Raw genomic sequence first — 19367 nt, 5'->3', positions numbered from 1 at the left:
GGGCAGGTATAGGGAAGATTCCTTATACCTGCCCCTCTTTCTTGTTGTACAGCAGTGAAGGGTGTCAGACACGCGTCATTGCAGTAGAGCACTGAAGGGTGTCAGACACGCTGCATTACAGCACCGCAGTAAAGGTAGATATACCAGGGTATGAGTGAGTGGGAGTTTGGCTAGAATGGTGGGTAAAAAGGTAAAGGATCGATGTGTATGAGGCCGCGATTTGGGAGGTCCTTGTTTAGTCTGGCGATTTTAGTGTTTTTGGCTGGTTTGATGATCAATGAAGATTTCTGGTCCCGTTCTTCTACAGAGGGGGATGATGGGATTGTTGAAGAAGAGGCAGGAGAGGGTCAAACTCGTTCGTATAGCCATGACTTTCCTCAGGTCAGTCCCCTTGATTTAGAAGAAGACCCGGGTGTGGATTCAAGTGCTTTGTCGATCGTGGTGATTCAGGATGTAAATGACGAGAAAGCAAACGTTTCGCTCTTATCGTATGAACCGAATCAGCATACCGTTTTCGTATCGAACATAGAGGAAGTGGCTGCGGGTTCCTCTACAGAGAAGATGCTGCAATCCTTTGAACAACAGCTGGGGAAACAAATGGATTACTATGTGCGTGTCGATCAGAAAACGATGAAGAAGATGATGGAACAAACGATGGAAAACCCAGCCGTACAAGAAGTCATGGAGAACATGACAGAGGAAGGAGTCTCCCTAGAAAATCCGGAAAACGTGGATATTGGGGGGATGGTTAGTAATATGACGCACATGTCTTTCTTAACGCTGCTTTCTTTAAAACAACTTGCTACGGATATAACTAAGCAAATGGATACGAACCTTTCCTTAGCAGAACTACTTACTCTCCGGGATGAAATTGGTATGGACAATTTGCTGAAACCGCTGAAAATCGAACAAGGTCCTTCCCTTGATTCCATTCCGACATTCAAGCAAAGCTTATAAAAAACGGTGCCTGACACTCTTTAGCTTACTAAAGGGTGTCAGACACCGTTTTGTGCGTTACCGCTGTAAAGGATGAACGGGTGTCTGGCACCGTCTAGTGCTTTAAAGCGGTTATTTGTATTCGAGGACGACCATGTCCCAGTATTTGATTTTGGGGATGGTGAGGGTGAGGTCGCTTCCTTCTTGGGTGAAGTTAAGTTTGGTTGGAAGGCCTTTGTTCCAGTCTGGAGAGGCAATCCATACGTTGTCGACTTCTTTTTCTTCTTGAATGGTCACGGACAGATCCCCTTTCATAGAAGGTTCTGTTTGCGTGCCATTTGTATCGCGCCAGTTCATATGAGTGGCGTCGAAATAATTTAAGAAGTGGACGATTTTTCGGTTCTCTTGCTTCTTAGCAAATGTGTAAATTTGTCCTTTTTCAGGCTCTGAAGTTAAGCGAACCCAGTTCTCGGTTGTAATCTCGAGTGGAGCAGACGTTACCTTATCGCGCAGAACGTTCTCGTATCCGACCATAAAGTCGTAGTAGTTGACCATTTTTTGCTGAAGATCTTCCGTCATGTCTAGCTTGTTATGAGGGAAGTATTCCTTTGAAAGCATATGTTCGCCAAGTTCTAAGTGCGCTCCGCCTTGTGCGAAGATCAGTGCGTCTGTGTAAAGAACTCCTGGTGTGTTGAAGGTTCCTTCTTGGTCCGATTTGTCGTAGTTCATATAGGCGGCTAAGACGGAAGCTTTCTTTCCTTCTGAGAGCTTCCCGTTTTCTTTTAAAATCGAATTTAACTCAGCGTAGGATTTGAATGGATTCCACACCTCTGTATACAAGAATGATACAGGTGAATCAGCGATTTGTTCCTGACCGTATTGATTAACTGCATTCATAACGAGTTGTTTATCCTCAAACGTATCGTCTGCATTTTTGATAAAGCTCTTAAACGTCTTATCAAGCGCCACAGGATCACCGTTGTAATCAAATACATCGCCACGATCGCCAAGTTGGTCCATGTGCCACCCATCAAACGTTAAGTGATCGAATACCGTTTGTTGCTTGTTGAAAATGTAATTCTGCCAGCTTCCGTTTGCCGGATTTGTTAGGTAAATATCGCTTTTCCAATCATCAGGTAGAGAATGAACGTCATACTCTTCTTGTTCTTCATCTTTATAGAGGCGCCATTCTTCTTTCACCCCATCTTCTTCAGATTCAGAAAGAGCTCCGTTCAACAAGTTATAGGACATGGCGGTCATCTTCTTGTTGTGAACCTTATCAATATAGGATTGAACGGTTTCGTAGGAGACAGGTTGATTTGCGATGTTCGACCAGGAGGAGAGAGGTTTCCCGTTCTCTTCTTTAAGTGGCTGGTGATGCTCATCGTGCCAGTCATAAAACTGAACACCATTAATATGGTAACGATTAAGCTGATCTACGACAGCTTGCTGTTCCTCTTCAGGTTTATCTTTAAAGTCTGATAGGAATCCGTAACGAGGAAACTGAACCCAAGTAGAGGAAACGTCCACACCAATGGTTGCATACCCTTTTTGGTTATGAAGGGGGCTAACTTCTACATAATATCCTGTAAAATCTTCCTTTGGAGCGGTCCAATCCCAACTGATGTTCTGCTGATCGACTTGCATAATTTTCTCATGAACGACGTCGTTTAAGTGATAGTAAGTAATTTTCATATCGATACTGTTCGTCGGTTTTTTAGAGAGTTCGGCTTCAAACGTAATCGTTTCACCGGGCTTATACCTGGCTAAGTCTGTTTGAACATGATCTACGGTTACATCGGTAATTGGAGATTTTTCATTAGGGGGCTCAAAGGTCTCGTCATCAGACCATAGAAATCTTGCCGGAATAAGTAAAAGGATAAGGACACCTAAAAAAATAAGCGGCAAGTATAGTTTCTTTTTCATCCCAATCCCTCCTTTGTGTGCATTTTTTTGAAAGAAAAAGACTAACAGGAAGGCCTGTTAGTCTTAAGATGGCTTTTACATAAGCATGATATGCTCCCTATAACACTTTACCATTTTTCAGATGTGAGTGGTACAGGCAATCCTTATACATTTCGCGTGAATGTGCTTCGATAAGGGGGCACCTGTTTCATTTTATCTGTAAAAAATGTGAAGAAGGGGATGCTCATGATTTTTATTTTCGTTTCCCTTTGCTAGCGAAAATTTTCACGTTTTTATCTTCGTTAGCTGGTACGTTTACATAAAGGGTGCTTGTTTCCGTGTCATAGAAGTACGTTTCTTGTTCTGCTTTCACTTCTTCTACTGAAGACACCTCGCTGTATTTTGATCTCGCAGCCTGAACTTTCTTCGGTGCTTTCTCGTTGTTTAGCTTAAGCGTGTAAGAATCAAGTTCACTGTCATAACCTGTTGCTTCTTTCTCTTGTGTGAACTCAATATGGTTGCCTTTACGCGTCATAGTAAAGTTCGTGATGTTGAACTCTCCGTCTTTGTAATCGATCGTCGCGCCGTCATCTTCATAGAAGGAATAGCTCGCTTCTTCAGACAAGTACGTATCAAGCACAAGATTTTCAAGTGGTTTTTCGTCTGTGTATTGTTGAACTTCGCGAGTCGGGATGACAGAGTCTTTCTTCATATAAATAGGTAGGTGGTCGAGTTCTGCTTTTGTATGAACCGTCTGTCCGCCTTGATATTCTTTACCTGTCCAATAATCCACCCACGTTTCACCTTCAGGAAGGTAAACGTCACGTTCTGTTTGACCTTCTTGTACGACAGGAGCAAGCATCATTGCTTCACCGAACATGAACTGATCACTAATGTCGTACGTGTTCTCATCCTCTTGGAATTGATACACAAGTGGCTGTTGAACAGGAGAGCCTGTTTCAGAAGCATCAACGAATGTGTTGTACAAGTAAGGCATTAGTTTATAACGCATTTCGATGTATTTCTTACTGATATCTTCCACTTCTTGACCGAATGCCCAAGGTTCTTGACCTTGTTTTACAGCAGCTTTCGAGTCACTATCATAGTGAACGCGGGAGAACGGTAGGAATGCGCCTACTTCGATCCAACGAGCGTACATCTCAGCATCCGGACGTCCAGCGAAACCGCCAATGTCATTCCCGACGAATGGCTGTCCAGAAAGACCTACGTTTGCGTTCATTGGAATCGACATCTGCAGGTGATCCCATTCACTTACGTTGTCGCCCGTCCATAATGCAGCGTAGCGCTGAGTTCCTGCGTACATGTCACGTGTAAGGACGAATGGACGTTCCTCAGGGTTGTGTTGAACCGCACCTTCATACGTTGCTTCAGCTTCATCATGACCGTAAAGGTTGTGGTACTGCGCGTGTGTGCGCTCATTGTCTCCTTCTCCAAATGTCACATCAAGTGGAGCTGTGTGGAATGGCCCGTCGAATACGGCTGGTTCGTTCATATCATTCCAAACCCCGTCGATGCCTTGATCATAAAGGACTTTCGAGTTGTCTGCCCACCAGTCGCGCACTTCTTCTTTTGAGAAGTCAGGGAAGACAGAGTCTCCAGGCCAAACCTCACCGACAAAATTCGTGCCGTCTGGATTTTTAGCCCAATAATCATTCGCCGTACCTTCGTCATACATGTAGTAGCCAGGATCTTTCTTAACGGCTGGGTCATTGATCGCAATCTTGTGGAAGTTCATATCATCTAGTGAGTTGTGAAGCTCGTCGCTTGCGTAATCATCTGCCCAAGTGTACACGCGGTACTCATCCATATAGTCGATGTCAAAGTGCATCGTGTCGAGTGGAATTTCTTTATCACGGTAGGTTTTGGCTACGCTCTCGATTTCATCAGCTGTGTAACCCCATTTACTCTGATGAAGGCCAAGCGTCCATTTTGCTGGTTTCTCCATTTTACCTGTTAGCTCTGTGTAACGATCCAACACGTCTTGGATCTCAGGGCCGTACATGAAGTAGTACGTTAGCTTTCCATCATCTGCGTAGAAATAGTAATAATCATCGCTCTCAGAAGCCATTTCAAAATAAGAACGGTTGGCGTTGTCGAAGAAGATGCCGTATGCTTTCTCATTTTTAAGCCCCATAAAGAACGGGATAGATGTGTATAAGTATTTCGTGTCTGGCTGATAAGCGTAAGCGTCTGTGTTGAACATACCAATGCTTTCACCGCGTTGGTTCACGTTCAAACCAGCTTGCTCACCGAATCCGTAGAACGCTTCGTCTTCGTTCGTCTTCTTGTAAACGTAGGGCTTATCCCCATCATAACCAGCGCCGTTTTGCATGTAATCTTCGTTGATGACGTTTCCTTCTTTATCGAGGAACTTAACGCCGAATGGTTCTTTTTTGATCTTTATTGTAATTTCATCTGTCGAAAGGGTTACAACGTTTCCTTCGTTTTCAAAGTCAAAAGAAGGCGTGTCCCATTCTTTCTTCGCGATTCCTTCTGAGAAGTACTCTTCTTCACCAGCTTCTAGGATCGATACCTTCGCCATGTCTTCAGCGAATAAGCGTATGTAAGCTTCTTTCTGGTCAGTTAGGGTTAGCTTTACGCCGTCTTCTAGTTGCTTAACAGATTGAACTTCTAATTGCTTCTTCACATTTTCTTGATTCAGTTCTTGGTCGGGATGTGGTTGTGTCACGGCTAGAACGTTTGGTGCAGCTGCAGTGAAGAGCGTCGCAGCCATTGCCGTTGTAGCTAATAAGCGGGTCAGGCGTTTAGATGGTTTGTACATAGAATCTGTCACCTCATAAAAGTAGATTTGTTTGATGTAGTTGTTTTGTGCAATCGATTGCCCTCTTAATATACGGGCGTTTTACGTCGGTTGCAAGCAAAGAGATGTCGGTGTTTTACTAGTGAAAAAAGAACTAGTCGATTGATGCGTCAGTAGTGGAACCGATTGCACAGATCAATTTGTCCGATTCCATGAATTCTCAAAATCATCCCAAAGCCTTATCTGTAAACATCCCTTTACAAAAACTAGGGACAAAGAAATAGATCATACATCACTTTAGCGAAATAAAGCGTGCCAGACACCCTGCAGCCTTTTAAAGCACCGCAGGGTGTCTGGCACGCTGCGGTGCTTTAGAGTAGTGAAGGGTGTCTGACATACGGGTGTTGATTAGCTATATTTTACCAGTTGAATTGGATACACTTCGCCAATTTTTGAGAAGCAACCCAATTTCGATACCAACTTCTATTGGAAGAGTGCTTTTGATAAATTTTCGAGTGAATTCCTTGAAGGAAAGTTTGGTATAAGTTGACCACTTAGGCTGCGTTTCATTGAAGGTGGAACGTAATAACAGGTAAGCGATTAGCGTCGCATATACTTGACTTAAAACCTTGTTCTTAGACATTCCAAACGGGTTTGGAATGTCTAAGTTTTGTTTGATCCACCGAAAGAATAGTTCAATTTCCCAGCGCATTTTATAGACCTCTGAAATCTTTTCAGCCTTTAAATCCATTACATTTGTAGCTAAATAGATCGGTTCACCCGTTTCGCTTGGAACCGTAACGATTCGATAGGTATACGTAGTTTGCGTATTCTTTGCGCCTAAAAAGGCGTTATAATCGGCTACGACAGGCCACTCTTCATTAAAGTCAAATTCATTGTGACTTTGAACGTCGTGTTTGATCCCGGCTTTGAGACGAATGACAAACGGCTTTTCCTCTGAGCTCAGTTGATCCAAAAGATCCTTAGCTCCGTAGGCTCGATCAGCGACTCGAATAGCTGGAAAATCCTTATGTAAGAAGATCAAAGGTGCCATCATGATATCACTATCTTTTCCTGTGGTATCGAAGACATGGGTGGGCATTTTTTGATCGATATTAAATTCTGTATGGAGTTTAATCGCATAGAGATGTTTTCGATATTTCGCCCAGCTCCTAGTTTGGTGTCTGAAGGTAATCGTTGTTGAGTCGATCGCAAACAGAGAATAGTCTTTTAAGAATTTTTTCTTTTGGGATGTCGTTAATCGCTGAAGCAATTCTTGAAATAAATCTCTAAAGAATTCATAGGGGACTTCTTGGGCTTTTTTAGAGATCGTGGAGTGATTCAGGGATTCAAAATTTCCCTGTTCCACTAGCGTTTCGGATCCTTCACGATACCCAGTCCAACGCTTCACGCCGGCTTCTAAATAGAAATGAAGAAGGTCTATCGCGGAGAATTTCCTGGCTTTTTCCTCAAAATTATATTCTTGAGCTAACCGATCCTCTAAGGTTTTGGAAGGAATTATAGATTGTAGAATTTGAATAGGTGTGTTAATTTTGTTCATATAAAGTCACTCACTTTTTGTTTGTTTTCTGTGGTAAGAAACATTTTAAAGTGAGTGACTTTTTTTGTCTAATTTTATTTACATAATTTGGTTAATCAACACCCGTGTGTCTGACACGCGTTCTCCCTTTACTGTGTGAAAGCAAGAGTGCGCGAATATTAAAAAGCCCGCCGTCATAGTAGACGGTGGGCTTTAGGGTTTTGCTTATTTTCCTGGGATTTCTTCTTTTTCTGTAATCAAGTAGTTCAGTTCTTTTCGTGGAATAGCGTTGTATTCTTTTTGTTTTACAAGATAGAAGAGAAGCCCAAGTCCTGCCCAAACCGCTAGCGCAATGTAAGATGGCTGGGATAGGGAAGAGTCTAGGAACCATAGTGTCAGTAGGAAGAAGAAGATAGCTGCACTAATTACTCCTAATCCTGCGAAAATCTTCTGCGCTTTAGATTTCGACATTTTGAACGCTGTTGCACAGCAATAGAAATAAGCAATCGTTACACCAATAGATGACATGTCTACGATCCATAACAGCACTTCGCGTCCGAACCATGGAGCGATTAAGCATAGAGCAGATGTAAACATAATTCCTACATATGGTGTATTGTATTTCGGGTGTAGTTTATGGAATACCTGTGGAAGCACGCGAGCGCGTCCCATCGCAAACATTAAGCGACTTGATGACAGGTAGAACCCGTTTAGTCCTGTGAAAATACCCATCACTAAAGCGACGGCAATAATGAATATTCCAAGACGGCCAAATAAGCTGTCGATGGCGTCTCCTGTAGCCCAAGCTGAAGCAGATCCTGCTAACTCCTGCCAAGGGGCTAGACTTGAAACAGTAAGTACCATAACAGAATACGCAAGTCCAGCAGCAAGTAAAGCATAAACGATTAATTTAAATGCTTTATTCGGAGGGAAATCAAATTCCTCTGCCGCTTGCGGTATATTGTCAAATCCGAGATAGGCCCATGGAGTAATCGCTAAGATGGCCAATATCGATGCAATCGCTGGTTTGCCTGGGGCAAATAGTGGTTGCATATTTGAAGTAGTAGCCTGGTCGCTGACAATCGCTCCAATGGCTAATAAAACAACTCCTGTTAATAAGATGATAGTAAAGATAAATTGAGAACGTCCAGAAAAACTGGCTCCTCGGATATTTAAGAATGCAAATACAATAAGCGTAACGGTAGATATGATAACTTCACCGAGGTAAACGTCCCAGCCTGCAATCGTATAAAGGGGAACGACCTTTACAACACTCGGGAATAAGAACTTACCTAGTAAGGCAAGAGCGGAGGAGTTTAAAGCAACAGTACATATGTAACCAAGCGTTAAAAACCAACCGGCGACGAAAGCGTGTGTTCTGCCAAAACCAATGTAAGCATAAGCAAATTCTCCCCCTGATACAGGGAATTGTTTAATGAGGAATCCGTAACTTACACCGATGACTGTCATCAATACGGCCCCTAATAAGAAACCGATGACTACAGCTAACGGTCCATTTCCTTGCAGCCAATCTGTTGGTAGTACAAAGGCACCCCACCCAACGGCGGAACCAAATGCAATTGCCCAGACCCAGTGGGGCTTTAAGGTTTTCTCTAATTTCTTCCTCTGTGGTTGTCCCATTTTTAAATAAAAGCCTCCTAATAAAATAGCGTGCTTAATATTATACTCGAATTATTCCGAAGTGTGTCAATCGTTGTATAGGCTCTTCTGCACGAAATACATTCAGTATAAGTCCCTCCCCTACCTTTAACCTAGTTTTTTCTTAAATAAACTAAAATATTTACAATTAACGTCCCTTTTTCAATTCAAAAATAGCGGGAAAGTTATTTTATAACAAAAGAAAAACCGGGGGAGCCCCGGCACAATCGTTTAATAGTAATCTTGTTTATAACGCTCAAGCGTTTGATCTATAAAAGATAAAAGTTCATCACGAAGTTCTTCTCTTTCTAGAGCAAGCTCGATCGTAGTCTCAATAAATCCAAGCTTCTCCCCAACGTCATACCGCCGACCATTAAATTCATACGCAAAGACCCGTTGAATTTCGTTTAACTTTTGGATGGCATCGGTAAGCTGAATTTCACCGCCAGCCCCAATTTCCTGCTGATCTAAAAACATCATAATCTCAGGAGTGAGAATGTACCGACCGATAATCGCTAAATTCGAAGGAGCCTGTCCTTGTTCAGGCTTCTCAATAAATGAACGAACGTGATACCGATCTCCGCCGTGGTGATCTGGATCAATAATCCCGTATCGGTGCGTTTCTTCATCAGGAACCCGTTGCACGCCCACGACCGATGTTCTCGTTTCTTCATATTGTTGAATGAGCTGTTTTAAGCAAGGAGTATCAGCGCGGACAATATCATCACCTAATAGGACGGCAAAAGGCTCGTCCCCAATAAATTTACGGGCACACCAAATCGCATGGCCCAGTCCCATCGGTTCCTTCTGGCGAATATAATGAATTTCAACTTTCGATGATTGCTTGACCTTTTCTAAAAGATCAAATTTCTCTTTCTTCATGAGGTTATCCTCAAGTTCCGGAGCGTGATCAAAGTGATCTTCAATTGCTCGTTTCCCTTTACCGGTAACGATGATGATATCCTCAATACCAGAATCAATGGCTTCCTCAACAATGTACTGAATCGTTGGTTTATCAACAATCGGAAGCATCTCTTTAGGCATCGCCTTTGTAGCCGGCAAAAACCTTGTCCCTAACCCAGCTGCTGGAATAATCGCCTTCTTAATCGCCAAACCACATCACAACCCTTCACCATTTTCATACCTACTCCCATTATAATCCCAGCCACCCCCAAAAATCCACTCCACCCACGTGCCAGACACCCTTTAGTGCTTTAAAGAGCAACCATGTGTCAGACACCCTTCACTGCTTTAGAGCGTAGCAGGGTGTCTGACACGCTTTATTGCGGTGGTGTGGTAAGATGGGCGGTGAGGGAGGTGTTGGTTGTGAGGTTTTGGTTATTGCCGATTTTGTGGATGGGGGTTATTTTTTATTCGTCTTCGACTCCATATGAGGAGCAGGATATAAAGCCGTTTATGAGTGATGTGTTGGATTTATCTTTTTTAGCACCGGTGCTTGATTGGATTCAATTTGCGTATCACCATTCAGAGGTTAGTGTGGAGGCGCTTGGTGTGAATGGCTTGATTGAATTCTTTATTCGTAAGGGCGCGCACGTGACCGTGTTTCTCCTATTATGTATGTTCTTTTATGTGGCTCTTCTGAGGTCGACTTCCCTTAAATGGGGAAGAAGCATGCTCTTAAGCATCCTCTTCACCTTTTTGTATGCGGTCATAGACGAGGTCCATCAGGGTTTCACCCCAAACCGAACACCATACGTTGGAGATGTCATGCTCGACACAGCAGGTGCTCTGATTGCCTGTGTCATTCTGTGGTTGCGGATCAGGATGAAGAGGCAAGCCTAATTTTCAAAAGGCGAAGGGCTTCTGTGTCAATCAAAGGGACCATGCGTATGATGTAAAAAGAGGTGGTTAGGTATGGATTCACTAAATCAGGACCATTTACGAAATATATTGCAAAATATTATAGATGATACAGAGAGAGCATCCATTTCAAATACAGATCAATTAATAAAGAAACTCATCAAGGAAATTACAACCTTACAAGATAAGCGGTAAAATGTCATATTGCTTCACATTTTTTGGTCGGACAAGCTCATGATTTGGAGAAATTACACGTCTTCTGTAACAGATCGCTTCCTTTATTCGTCAAAATCTATGAAAATCCTACATTAGTCTATTGAGAAAAGGTATGACTAAACTGTATAATTTTAGTAGTTTGTTTTTAGGCATATACATAAGGGGGAGACGAATGTTACATAAAGGTACAGTACAGCAGTGGTCTGTTCGCGTTCTTTCTTTAATGATGATCTTTACGATCGTTGGAACAGCGTACAATCTACCATTGCTAGACGGGACTTCGGAGCGAAGTGTGTCTGCTGCAAGTTATGAAGTGAAAGAAGACAACACAGTAGCTCCGGGCGTGACGCATAGAAAAGAACAAATGGATTCTGGTTATTTAGAAGAAACAGCGAATATTTTAGAAGTGGACGTATCAAGATCCTATAATACGGTTCAGATGAATTATCCAGTTCCGTTCCCATCACTCAGTCCTGTGACTACACAGGCGAAGAGTATTAGTAAGGAAGGGAATCGTGTGCTTGGTTCGATCAACGGATCTTTCTTCCACACAAATAATGCCTTACCAGCTTATTTAGTTTCAGAAAATCAGTCCATCTTTAACTTGGGTGCGATTTCTGAAGATGCAAATGGATATATGAGCATTCCAACAGCGTTCGGTATGGATGACAACGGGAACGCTCAAGTTGGGGAGTTTTATTTTAAAACGGAATTTGAACATGACGGAGATACTGTAAAGGTTGATTCTGTTAACAAAGATCGTGAAGAAGGCGAGATTATTGTCTACACCCCATCTTACCGCTTCGATTGGACCAAATCGAATAAATACGGCATTGAAGTTACGGTAGCTGGGTTAGACAAGCCGTTAGATAGTAAGGAAGTCGATTTCGGCGAGCAAGTAACAGGTAAAGTAACAGATATCCGTCCTTATGGTGAAGAAGGGCGTACAAGAGTTCCGGATGATGGTTTTGTCTTATCGATTCAGGGGGGCACATTATCTAAGCGCTATAGCGATATTAAAGTAGGGGACAAGCTTTCCTTAAGCATTGATATACCATCTGCTTGGAAGGATACTCAGTATATGCTTGGAAGCGGCCCGATGCTTGTACAAAATGGCCGGGTAGATATTTCGATGAACGAAGATAGCTATCGTGCCAATCAGCGCCATCCACGGACAGCTGTTGGAACAAATAAAGACGGCTCGAAAGTTTATTTTGTAACCGTTGATGGCCGTCAAAATGGGTACAGTGACGGGATGACTCTTACAGAATTTGCGAACTACCTTGATGACAAAGGAATCTATCAAGCTATGAATCTAGATGGCGGCGGTTCCACCACGATGGCTGTTCGTCAATTTGGAAACACATTACCGAGCGTAATAAACTCACCATCAGACGGTTGGCAACGTTCTGTATCAACGACTCTTCATGCCGTAAATACGGCAACTGACGGAGAGCCGACGCACCTTCGTGCCCATAAAGTGCAGGAAGGTAAAATCCTGGCTGGCTCATCCATTCAGGTTAAGGCGGATTCCCTGTTAGACCAGTATTACTATCCGATCTCGATTGATCAGGATAAGGTTACCTACTCAGTAGAAGGCAATATTGGTCAAATGAAAGGGAATACCTTTATCGCTGAGCAGGCAGGTAAAGGGGCTGTTGTGGTTGAATACGGCACAGCTACGAAAACACTGCCAGTTGAAGTGGTAGAAGAAGCGGATCGTTTCGATATCTCACCACAAGGTATTAAGCTTGGAACCGATAGAAAACAATCGTTTACAGCTGATGCTTATCTAGACAATGAAAAACTAATCTTTGACCCGACTACAGTAGAGTGGGCAACAGAAGGATCCATTGGCAAGATTAATCAAGATGGCGTACTTTCAACGAACGACGAGCCGGCTACAGGTTCTGTTGTTGCAAAACTGAACGGACGCAGTTACAAGTCCTCTGTAACAATAGGAGGAAATGAACAGATTTTAGATGGATTTACGAGCAACTCTGCGTGGTACTTTGACTCGATCCGAGCAAGAGGAACAAATCGTTTGAGTGAAGGTTTTGAGCCTGTTGCAGCAGGCGACCATTCCATGCGCTTTGAATACAATTTCGCAACAGGTGATGAAGGCATAGCGGCTTCTTATATCATCCGAAAAGATCCAATCGCCATTGATGGCCGTCCAAATCATATTGGAATGTGGGTTTATGGAGACGGAAAAGATCACTGGCTACGTGGTAAGCTCCAAGATGGGAATGGGGAAACGGTGACGATTAGCTTTACAGAAGAAGGAGAATTGGACTGGAACGGATGGAAATACGTCCAGGCTGAAGTTCCAGACTCTGCACCGCTGCCATTATCTCTGACCCGCATCTATGTTGCAGAGACCGATGAGAACAATAAAGACTGGGGAATGATCTTCTTAGACAGACTTCGTGCTGCTTATGACGACTCTGAGGATACAAGCGTTGAGGATCCAGTCGATTATGAATTTGTTCGAGATAGCAAAGAGTGGAAAGTAACATTTAATACAACCCTACTTTCTTCCTCTGTTTCTGAAGACACCGTATACGTTGTCGATCACAACGGAAACAAAGTAGAAGGCATAGAGGTTCGCCTGAGCAACGATCGTACGAAAGTGTACGTAGATGCTCCAGAAAGTGATTATAAAGGTAACCAGTTCTATAAATTGAAAGTAACCGATGGAGTGAAATCTTCCACAGGAACGAAGATGAAAGATCCGGTTGAAAAGATCTTTCAGGTAGATTAATGAAGTTGGTTTAGGGATGGCCCAGCGCTTATAGGCGCTGGGCTTTTTTGTTGTGGAGGGGGATGCTTCTTCCTGTAGGAGGCGGGGGAGGACGTCGAGAAAACTGTCTCTGATGTCTAGAAAATGAGAGAGCACGTCGAGAAAGCTGCCTCTGAAGTCTAGAAAACGAGAGAGCACGTCGAGAAAGCTGTCTCTGAAGTCTAGAAAACGAGAGAGCACGTCGAGAAAACTGTCTCTGATGTCTAGAAAACAAAAGACCATGACGAGAATGCAATCCAGAACGTCTAGAAAAAGAACCCAATAGCCAGAAAAAAAGCACCCCGGCAAGGGTGCTTTACGTCTATCGAGTTCATCTTATTCATTTTCCACTGTAATTGGCTGGATGACACCTTTTTCAGAAGTTTCACCTGAAGTACTTGTCCATCCTGGGTGGATCATGAGTGTGTATTCGCTGTCTACTTCAAGGTCTTCTTTAGGATCTAACATGAACGTATCTTCGTCTTCCGCCGTGATGGTAAACGGAAGATCACTGCCACCAAGTTTAAAGAAGTGAATCGATTCTTTGAACTCTTTTGGAGTTGCAGGGGCGTTTGTATGGATCACAAACGTCTTGTCTGAGGCTACGGTATCTTCATCAAATGTTTGGTACTTAAATTGTTCTAAAGCGTCTGTGTGGGCATCTTCTAGTGGAGTGGATGTTTCTACGTCTGGTGAGATGCCTTTACTGTTGATCACATTGTAATCAGGTGTGAAAAAGCGTGCTGTTGATAGTTTTACACCACTGCCATCAGCGAACTGCTTCACTTGTTGCATTAAGCCTTTTCCGTATGTGGTCGTACCATATAACGTGGCTGCGTTATAGTCTTGTAAGGAGCCGGCTACAATTTCAGATGCACTTGCGCTATTTTCATTGATTAAGAGTGAGGCAGGTTCCTCTAGCTTATAGAAAAGGTTCTGAGCTTTATACGTGAAATCCATGTCCCTAAATTCAGCATGCATGGCTGTTTTCACATCTGGAAAAACACCGAGCACCTGTTGAGCCGCGCTTAAGTAACCACCAGGGTTATTGCGAACGTCAAGGATCCAATGATTGACGTCATCCATTTCTTTGGAAACGGATCTGAGCTGTAAGAATGTTTGAGGACTGAAGGTGTTTAAACGGATATAACCAATATCGCCGCCGAGTTTCTCACCTGTAACAGCAGGAAGTTGGATCTTTTCTCGGGTAAGAGAAATGGTTTTTGTCTGCTCTTGTTGCTTGACCTCTAAGGAAACAGAGGTGCCGGCTGCTCCAGTAATATACGTTATAGCAGATTGAGAGTCTTTACCTTTTAGGGAGATGCCATCAGCTGATAGGATGATATCACCAGCTTCTATTCCTGCTTCTTCAGCTGGGCTCCCTGGGAAGACCAGAGTAATGAGAATTCCTTCATCATGTACTTCAACAGAGACCCCAATCCCTACGAACTTTTGATTGATACTATCGTTGAATCGTTCTAATTCTTCTTTCGTAAAATAAGTAGAATAAGGATCCAGACTTTCAAAAATAGTAGTAAGATCTTTTTCTAGTAATTCAGGTTCAATTTCATCGACGTATTCATTTTTTATGTAATCTTTAATTTCTTTCTCATTCTCAACAGCGTCGATGGTAGTTGGAAGCAGTGTGAAACTTGTGAACGATATAAGTAGCGCGATGATCATCCTGAAACTGTATTTCAAAACAAAAACTCCCTTTTCTATTTTTTTCTAGTATATCATGATTAGGAGGCTCAAGTAAGGAGAAATCAAGGGTTACGGGTCGGAATACACTTTACAACAGATACCCAGAAACTTATGATAATAGAAGGAGGTTGGTGTTATGAAGAAGAAAAAGATAAGTGTTTCTGTTGAAGAAGACTTGTTTCACAAAATAGATGAAAAAACACAAGAGCTTGGAATTAGTAAGAGTGCGTTTCTTTCTTTTTCTGCTAGCTTCTTTCTTCATCAGCTAGAAAGTACAGAACAGTCCGTTGGAAATCCAAACATAAGTGTTTACCAGTTAATCAAGAGCAACATTGAAGCTCTTGAAGAGGCGAAACAAATGAGTAAGGACCAACAAAAGTAAAGCTTCACCCTATACTTAGCACCACTAGTGAACCTGCGTTAGTAGGTTTGACGGCAAAAAAAGCTGCTTCTCTTATTTAGAGAAGCAGCTTTTTGACGTTACTGAACCGGATAAGCTTTCCACTTGCTTAAATCTAACTCTGAGGTTTGAATCATAGTTTTCGGGAAGATAAAGGTCCAAGGTTTACTAGTGTTCGCTGACACTTCAAAGTTTTCTAGCTTAAAGCCACCCTTGGCTACAACTTCGCCACTTGCATCCTCAAATTGAAGAGGTAGCTGTTGAAGGTGAATGCCTTTTTTACTTCCGTTTCGGATTAACATCGTGACGTGAAGATCTCCGCTATCGGTTTGGTGAGCTTTTAACCCCATAAAGTTCACTTCACCTGGCTTAGGCGGTTTGAGGGACTCTGTATAGTCTTTTAATTTCTCGAAATCTTCACTAGCCATGGATTTCTGCCAGCTTTCTTCTAGTTCAAGAGTATGCTTTTGAGAGCTTTTCTTCAATTCGAATGCTAACTTCCAGTCCTCTGTCGGTACTTCCTCAATCGGAACGAATAATTCCTTCTTGTCAAAGATAAATAAGTGAGGACGGCTAGAGCGAGCAGGAAGTTCGCCTACTTTAGATAAATCGAATTCTTTTCGTCCGAGTTTAGTTCCATCTGTCTTCATTAAAAGAATAGTCGTTTCATTAAATGTAATCTTCTTATTCAAAGAGTTACGAACAAAGGCACCGGCAGCAATCTCGTCGTCCATTTTCGTTAACTCAAATGCGCCTAATGAAAGTTGATTAGGCTTTAATGGCGGGTGTTCATTGTTCATAAAACGGTAGACATATACATCTTCTTCAGCAAGCTTCCAATCTGGATTGATAGATAGTTCCGTCTCTACTTCTTCCGATGAAGAGTCTGATTCTACCCCTTCAATTAAATCCTCCGCATCAACAGTCGAATCGTTGGAAGGCTTATGCTGATTGTCTGAATCTTTCTTGTTGCGCTTTAAAAAGTTTAGCATGACGGGTTCCTCCTTTATGATTTCGTTTGCTTTTTATTGCGAATTCCCTGGACAAAGCGGGAGAGTTGAAGAACCATTTCTCGTTTAACTTCAAACATTGTGTGATGGAACACATCAAGACCTTCATTCTGGTAAAGGCGAAGAGGGTCTTCTTGTTGATATTGGCGCATGCCAATTCCTTCACGCAGACGGTTCATCATCTCAAGGTGACGAATCCACTGTCGGTCAATAACCGCGATAGAAACTTGTTTTAAGCGATTTTGTAACATGATGTTTTTACTAAGGACTTCAATTTTTGTCGTATATTCGTCTGCGATTTTCTGAACGTAATCCTTCACATCATCGATGCTTTCGAAGGATTGTTCCGTTAAATTGGTCTCGATTAATGGTGCAGCACGATTAATTTCTGTTTCCAAATGACCAAGGTTCCATTTCTCAGGGACAATGGTTTCCGGACATTCTTTCTCGACGACATCAAGAAGGTAGTCCGTGATATAAGGAAGAACAAGTTCTAAAGAAGATTTAGATTCTAAGAACTGATTACGTAATGTATAAATGACTCCGCGCTGGTCGTTAATTACGTCGTCTAGTTTTAGGTTGAATTCGCGAATGTTAAAGTTGCTTCCTTCAGAAATGCGCTGTACTGTATCGATAAACTTATAGATATCTTTATTTAACACAAGACCCGTATCATCAGTTTTCAATGATTTCATCTTACGTTCGGTTTCTTCCTGTGCGAAACGATGCATCATATCATCTTCCATAGAAATGATAAACTGCGTAGAACCAGGATCACCCTGGCGACCGGAGCGCCCCTTTAGCTGATTATCAATACGACGAGATTCATGACGCTCAGTACCTAGGACGTGAAGACCGCCTGCCTCTGCAGCGCCCTCTCCAAGCATAATGTCTGTACCACGACCGGCCATGTTGGTGGCGATTGTGACTTGTCCTTTTTGACCTGCAAGAGAAATTAGGCGTACTTCTTGTTCCACACTCTTGGCATTCAATAGTTCATAAGGAATGTTCTCTTCATCAAGATAGTTTGCTACTGTCTCAGACTGAAGAATGGAGGTGGTACCAATTAAGATGGGTTGCCCATTGCTGTGACGTTCTTTCACATCATCAAGCATGGCTTTATATTTCTGCTCTTTGGTAGCATAAATATAATCTTCAAGATCCTGACGAATGATAGGCTTATTCGTAGGAATTTGAATAACATCCATGTTGTACGTATGCTGGAATTCCTTCTCTTCCGTTTTGGCTGTACCTGTCATACCTGAGAGGATCGGGTACATGCGGAAGTAGTTTTGGATTGTAATGTTGGCTTGTGTCTTGTTCTCTTCTGTAATTTCAAGGCCTTCCTTGGCTTCGATGGCCTGGTGTAATCCGTCTGAAAGGGTGCGCCCTTCCATCATACGTCCTGTGAACATATCGATCAGTTTAACCTGACCTTCATCAACAATGTAATCCACGTCGCGCTCGAACATGACGTGTGCACGAACGCCTTGGATCATATAGTGATAAAGCGTTTGGTGCTCTAATTCAAATAGATTATCTACACCAAAGGCACGTTCCACCTTCGTAATTCCATCTTCAGTCAGACTAGTAGCCTTTGTAGTAACGTCGAAGTTGTAATCTCGTTCTGCTTTAAATGATTTGGCGAGCTTTGCACAAACGCGGTGCAGTTGAGGGCTTGCCATTGTTTTACCGGCAATAATAAGCGGGGTTTTGGCTTCATCAACTAGCACACTATCAATTTCATCGACAATGGCATAATGATAGGGGCGCTGAACGCGTTGTGCCGGTTGTTGAGCCATGTTATCCCGAAGGTAATCAAAGCCAAACTCTGTTCCGATGCCGTAGGTGATGTCTGCCTGATAAGCTTGCTTTTTCTCTTCAGGTGACATCTGGGTAATATTTAAGCCAACCGTAAGGCCTAAAAATTCGTGGATCGGACCAATTAACTCCCGGTCACGTTGGGCTAAGTATTCGTTCACTGTAATAACGTGGACACCTTTGCCTTCTAGTGCTCGTAAATAACTTGGAAGGGAAGCAACGAGTGTTTTTCCTTCTCCCGTCATCATTTCAGCGATATTTCCTTCAAGCAAAACAAGTCCGCCGATTAACTGCACATCATAATGGCGCATGCCTAATTTACGTTTGGCAGCCTCACGTACTACAGCAAACGCTTCTTCTTTTATGGTATCAACGGTAGCTCCTTCTGCTATTCGTTCTTTAAATTCAACAGTTTTATGTTGAAGTTCTTCATCTGTTAAGGTTTCAATTTTATGTTCCCATTCATTAATGGTGTCGACATTCTTCTTATAGATTTTTAACTGACGCTCTGACTTCTTATCTCCGTAATATTGCTTTATCGTCTCAAGCATACTATACGCTCCTCAATGTCTGTAATTACCGATTATTAGTATATCACGAAATTTCAGGATATTCACCATGGTCTTACTAGATTTGGCAGGGATGGAAGAGGTTTTTCAGGGAAAAATGGTAGATTCCTAGGAGAATAAATGGATGGGGAGGGAGTGCTTTGTAGCTTTATAGAAACGTTAGGTTAAAAAAGCTTCAAGTTAAGTGAAAGACAATATGAAATTCAACAGGATTCGATAAAA

The 19367-nt window shown here is 42.5% G+C and carries 13 protein-coding genes; 5 read left to right on the top strand and 8 right to left on the bottom strand.

What is annotated here, in order from left to right:
- Nucleotides 1-207: 207 nt before the first annotated feature.
- Nucleotides 208-957: a hypothetical protein gene (locus tag QNI29_RS18265; protein ID WP_231417967.1), complete on the top strand. Its 750-nt coding sequence runs from the start codon at nucleotides 208-210 to the stop codon at nucleotides 955-957.
- A 111-nt stretch (nucleotides 958-1068) separates the two neighbouring features.
- On the opposite strand, the gene QNI29_RS18260 is transcribed toward QNI29_RS18265, so the two are convergent.
- From QNI29_RS18260 to galU, 5 genes are all read right to left on the bottom strand, one after another.
- A complete protein-coding gene (locus QNI29_RS18260) occupies nucleotides 1069-2862 on the bottom strand; it encodes a glycoside hydrolase family 66 protein (protein ID WP_231417968.1) in 1794 nt (597 codons plus the stop codon).
- A gap of 232 nt (nucleotides 2863-3094) precedes the next feature.
- On the bottom strand, nucleotides 3095-5644 hold the full coding sequence (locus QNI29_RS18255; protein WP_231417969.1) for a glycoside hydrolase family 31 protein: 2550 nt from the start codon (nucleotides 5642-5644) through the stop codon (nucleotides 3095-3097).
- A gap of 391 nt (nucleotides 5645-6035) precedes the next feature.
- A complete protein-coding gene (locus tag QNI29_RS18250) occupies nucleotides 6036-7184 on the bottom strand; it encodes an IS4 family transposase (protein ID WP_284526582.1) in 1149 nt (382 codons plus the stop codon).
- A gap of 204 nt (nucleotides 7185-7388) precedes the next feature.
- Nucleotides 7389-8804, bottom strand: coding sequence for an APC family permease (locus QNI29_RS18245; protein ID WP_231419730.1), 1416 nt, complete (start codon nucleotides 8802-8804; stop codon nucleotides 7389-7391).
- Nucleotides 8805-9053: 249 nt separating this feature from the next.
- Complete coding sequence (gene galU / locus QNI29_RS18240) at nucleotides 9054-9935, bottom strand: UTP--glucose-1-phosphate uridylyltransferase GalU (RefSeq protein ID WP_231419729.1); 882 nt, start codon at nucleotides 9933-9935, stop codon at nucleotides 9054-9056.
- A 213-nt stretch (nucleotides 9936-10148) separates the two neighbouring features.
- On the opposite strand from galU, the gene QNI29_RS18235 reads away from it, so the two are divergent.
- From QNI29_RS18235 to QNI29_RS18225, 3 genes are all read left to right on the top strand, one after another.
- Complete coding sequence (locus tag QNI29_RS18235) at nucleotides 10149-10625, top strand: VanZ family protein (protein ID WP_231419728.1); 477 nt, start codon at nucleotides 10149-10151, stop codon at nucleotides 10623-10625.
- A 72-nt stretch (nucleotides 10626-10697) separates the two neighbouring features.
- Entirely contained in the window at nucleotides 10698-10838 is a 141-nt protein-coding gene (locus tag QNI29_RS18230; RefSeq protein WP_231419727.1) for a hypothetical protein, read from the top strand.
- 193 nt (nucleotides 10839-11031) lie between these two features.
- A complete protein-coding gene (locus tag QNI29_RS18225) occupies nucleotides 11032-13623 on the top strand; it encodes a phosphodiester glycosidase family protein (RefSeq protein WP_231419726.1) in 2592 nt (863 codons plus the stop codon).
- Nucleotides 13624-13977: 354 nt separating this feature from the next.
- Here the strand turns inward: QNI29_RS18225 and QNI29_RS18220 are convergent, their stop codons facing one another.
- Nucleotides 13978-15324: a S41 family peptidase gene (locus QNI29_RS18220; protein WP_231419725.1), complete on the bottom strand. Its 1347-nt coding sequence runs from the start codon at nucleotides 15322-15324 to the stop codon at nucleotides 13978-13980.
- A gap of 157 nt (nucleotides 15325-15481) precedes the next feature.
- Here QNI29_RS18220 and QNI29_RS18215 point away from each other — a divergent pair, with 157 nt between their 5' ends.
- The gene (locus QNI29_RS18215; RefSeq protein ID WP_231419724.1) at nucleotides 15482-15727 is read left to right on the top strand and encodes a ribbon-helix-helix protein, CopG family; all 246 of its coding nucleotides are present in this window, start codon (nucleotides 15482-15484) and stop codon (nucleotides 15725-15727) included.
- Nucleotides 15728-15825: 98 nt separating this feature from the next.
- On the opposite strand, the gene QNI29_RS18210 is transcribed toward QNI29_RS18215, so the two are convergent.
- Both QNI29_RS18210 and secA2 read right to left on the bottom strand, forming a co-directional pair.
- Nucleotides 15826-16737: an accessory Sec system S-layer assembly protein gene (locus tag QNI29_RS18210; protein WP_231419723.1), complete on the bottom strand. Its 912-nt coding sequence runs from the start codon at nucleotides 16735-16737 to the stop codon at nucleotides 15826-15828.
- Between the two features lie 14 nt (nucleotides 16738-16751).
- On the bottom strand, nucleotides 16752-19127 hold the full coding sequence (gene secA2, locus QNI29_RS18205) for an accessory Sec system translocase SecA2 (protein WP_231419722.1): 2376 nt from the start codon (nucleotides 19125-19127) through the stop codon (nucleotides 16752-16754).
- Nucleotides 19128-19367 lie beyond the last annotated feature (240 nt).

Source organism: Pontibacillus chungwhensis, from assembly GCF_030166655.1.
GTDB lineage: Bacteria > Bacillota > Bacilli > Bacillales > BH030062 > Pontibacillus.
Note: the sequence above shows the minus strand (reverse complement) of the source record. Positions and strands in the feature narration are given on the sequence as shown.

Bases quoted from the DNA above. Each gene is read 5' to 3' on its own strand.
- QNI29_RS18255 (WP_231417969.1), bottom strand. From the start codon at position 5,644: ATGTACAAACCATCTAAACGCCTGACCCGCTTATTAGCTACAACGGCA.
- QNI29_RS18245 (WP_231419730.1), bottom strand. From the start codon at position 8,804: ATGGGACAACCACAGAGGAAGAAATTAGAGAAAACCTTAAAGCCCCAC.
- QNI29_RS18225 (WP_231419726.1), top strand. From the start codon at position 11,032: ATGTTACATAAAGGTACAGTACAGCAGTGGTCTGTTCGCGTTCTTTCT.
- QNI29_RS18260 (WP_231417968.1), bottom strand. From the start codon at position 2,862: ATGAAAAAGAAACTATACTTGCCGCTTATTTTTTTAGGTGTCCTTATC.
- QNI29_RS18220 (WP_231419725.1), bottom strand. From the start codon at position 15,324: ATGATCATCGCGCTACTTATATCGTTCACAAGTTTCACACTGCTTCCA.
- QNI29_RS18210 (WP_231419723.1), bottom strand. From the start codon at position 16,737: ATGCTAAACTTTTTAAAGCGCAACAAGAAAGATTCAGACAATCAGCAT.
- QNI29_RS18230 (WP_231419727.1), top strand. From the start codon at position 10,698: ATGGATTCACTAAATCAGGACCATTTACGAAATATATTGCAAAATATT.
- secA2 (WP_231419722.1), bottom strand. From the start codon at position 19,127: ATGCTTGAGACGATAAAGCAATATTACGGAGATAAGAAGTCAGAGCGT.
- QNI29_RS18250 (WP_284526582.1), bottom strand. From the start codon at position 7,184: ATGAACAAAATTAACACACCTATTCAAATTCTACAATCTATAATTCCT.
- QNI29_RS18215 (WP_231419724.1), top strand. From the start codon at position 15,482: ATGAAGAAGAAAAAGATAAGTGTTTCTGTTGAAGAAGACTTGTTTCAC.
- QNI29_RS18265 (WP_231417967.1), top strand. From the start codon at position 208: ATGAGGCCGCGATTTGGGAGGTCCTTGTTTAGTCTGGCGATTTTAGTG.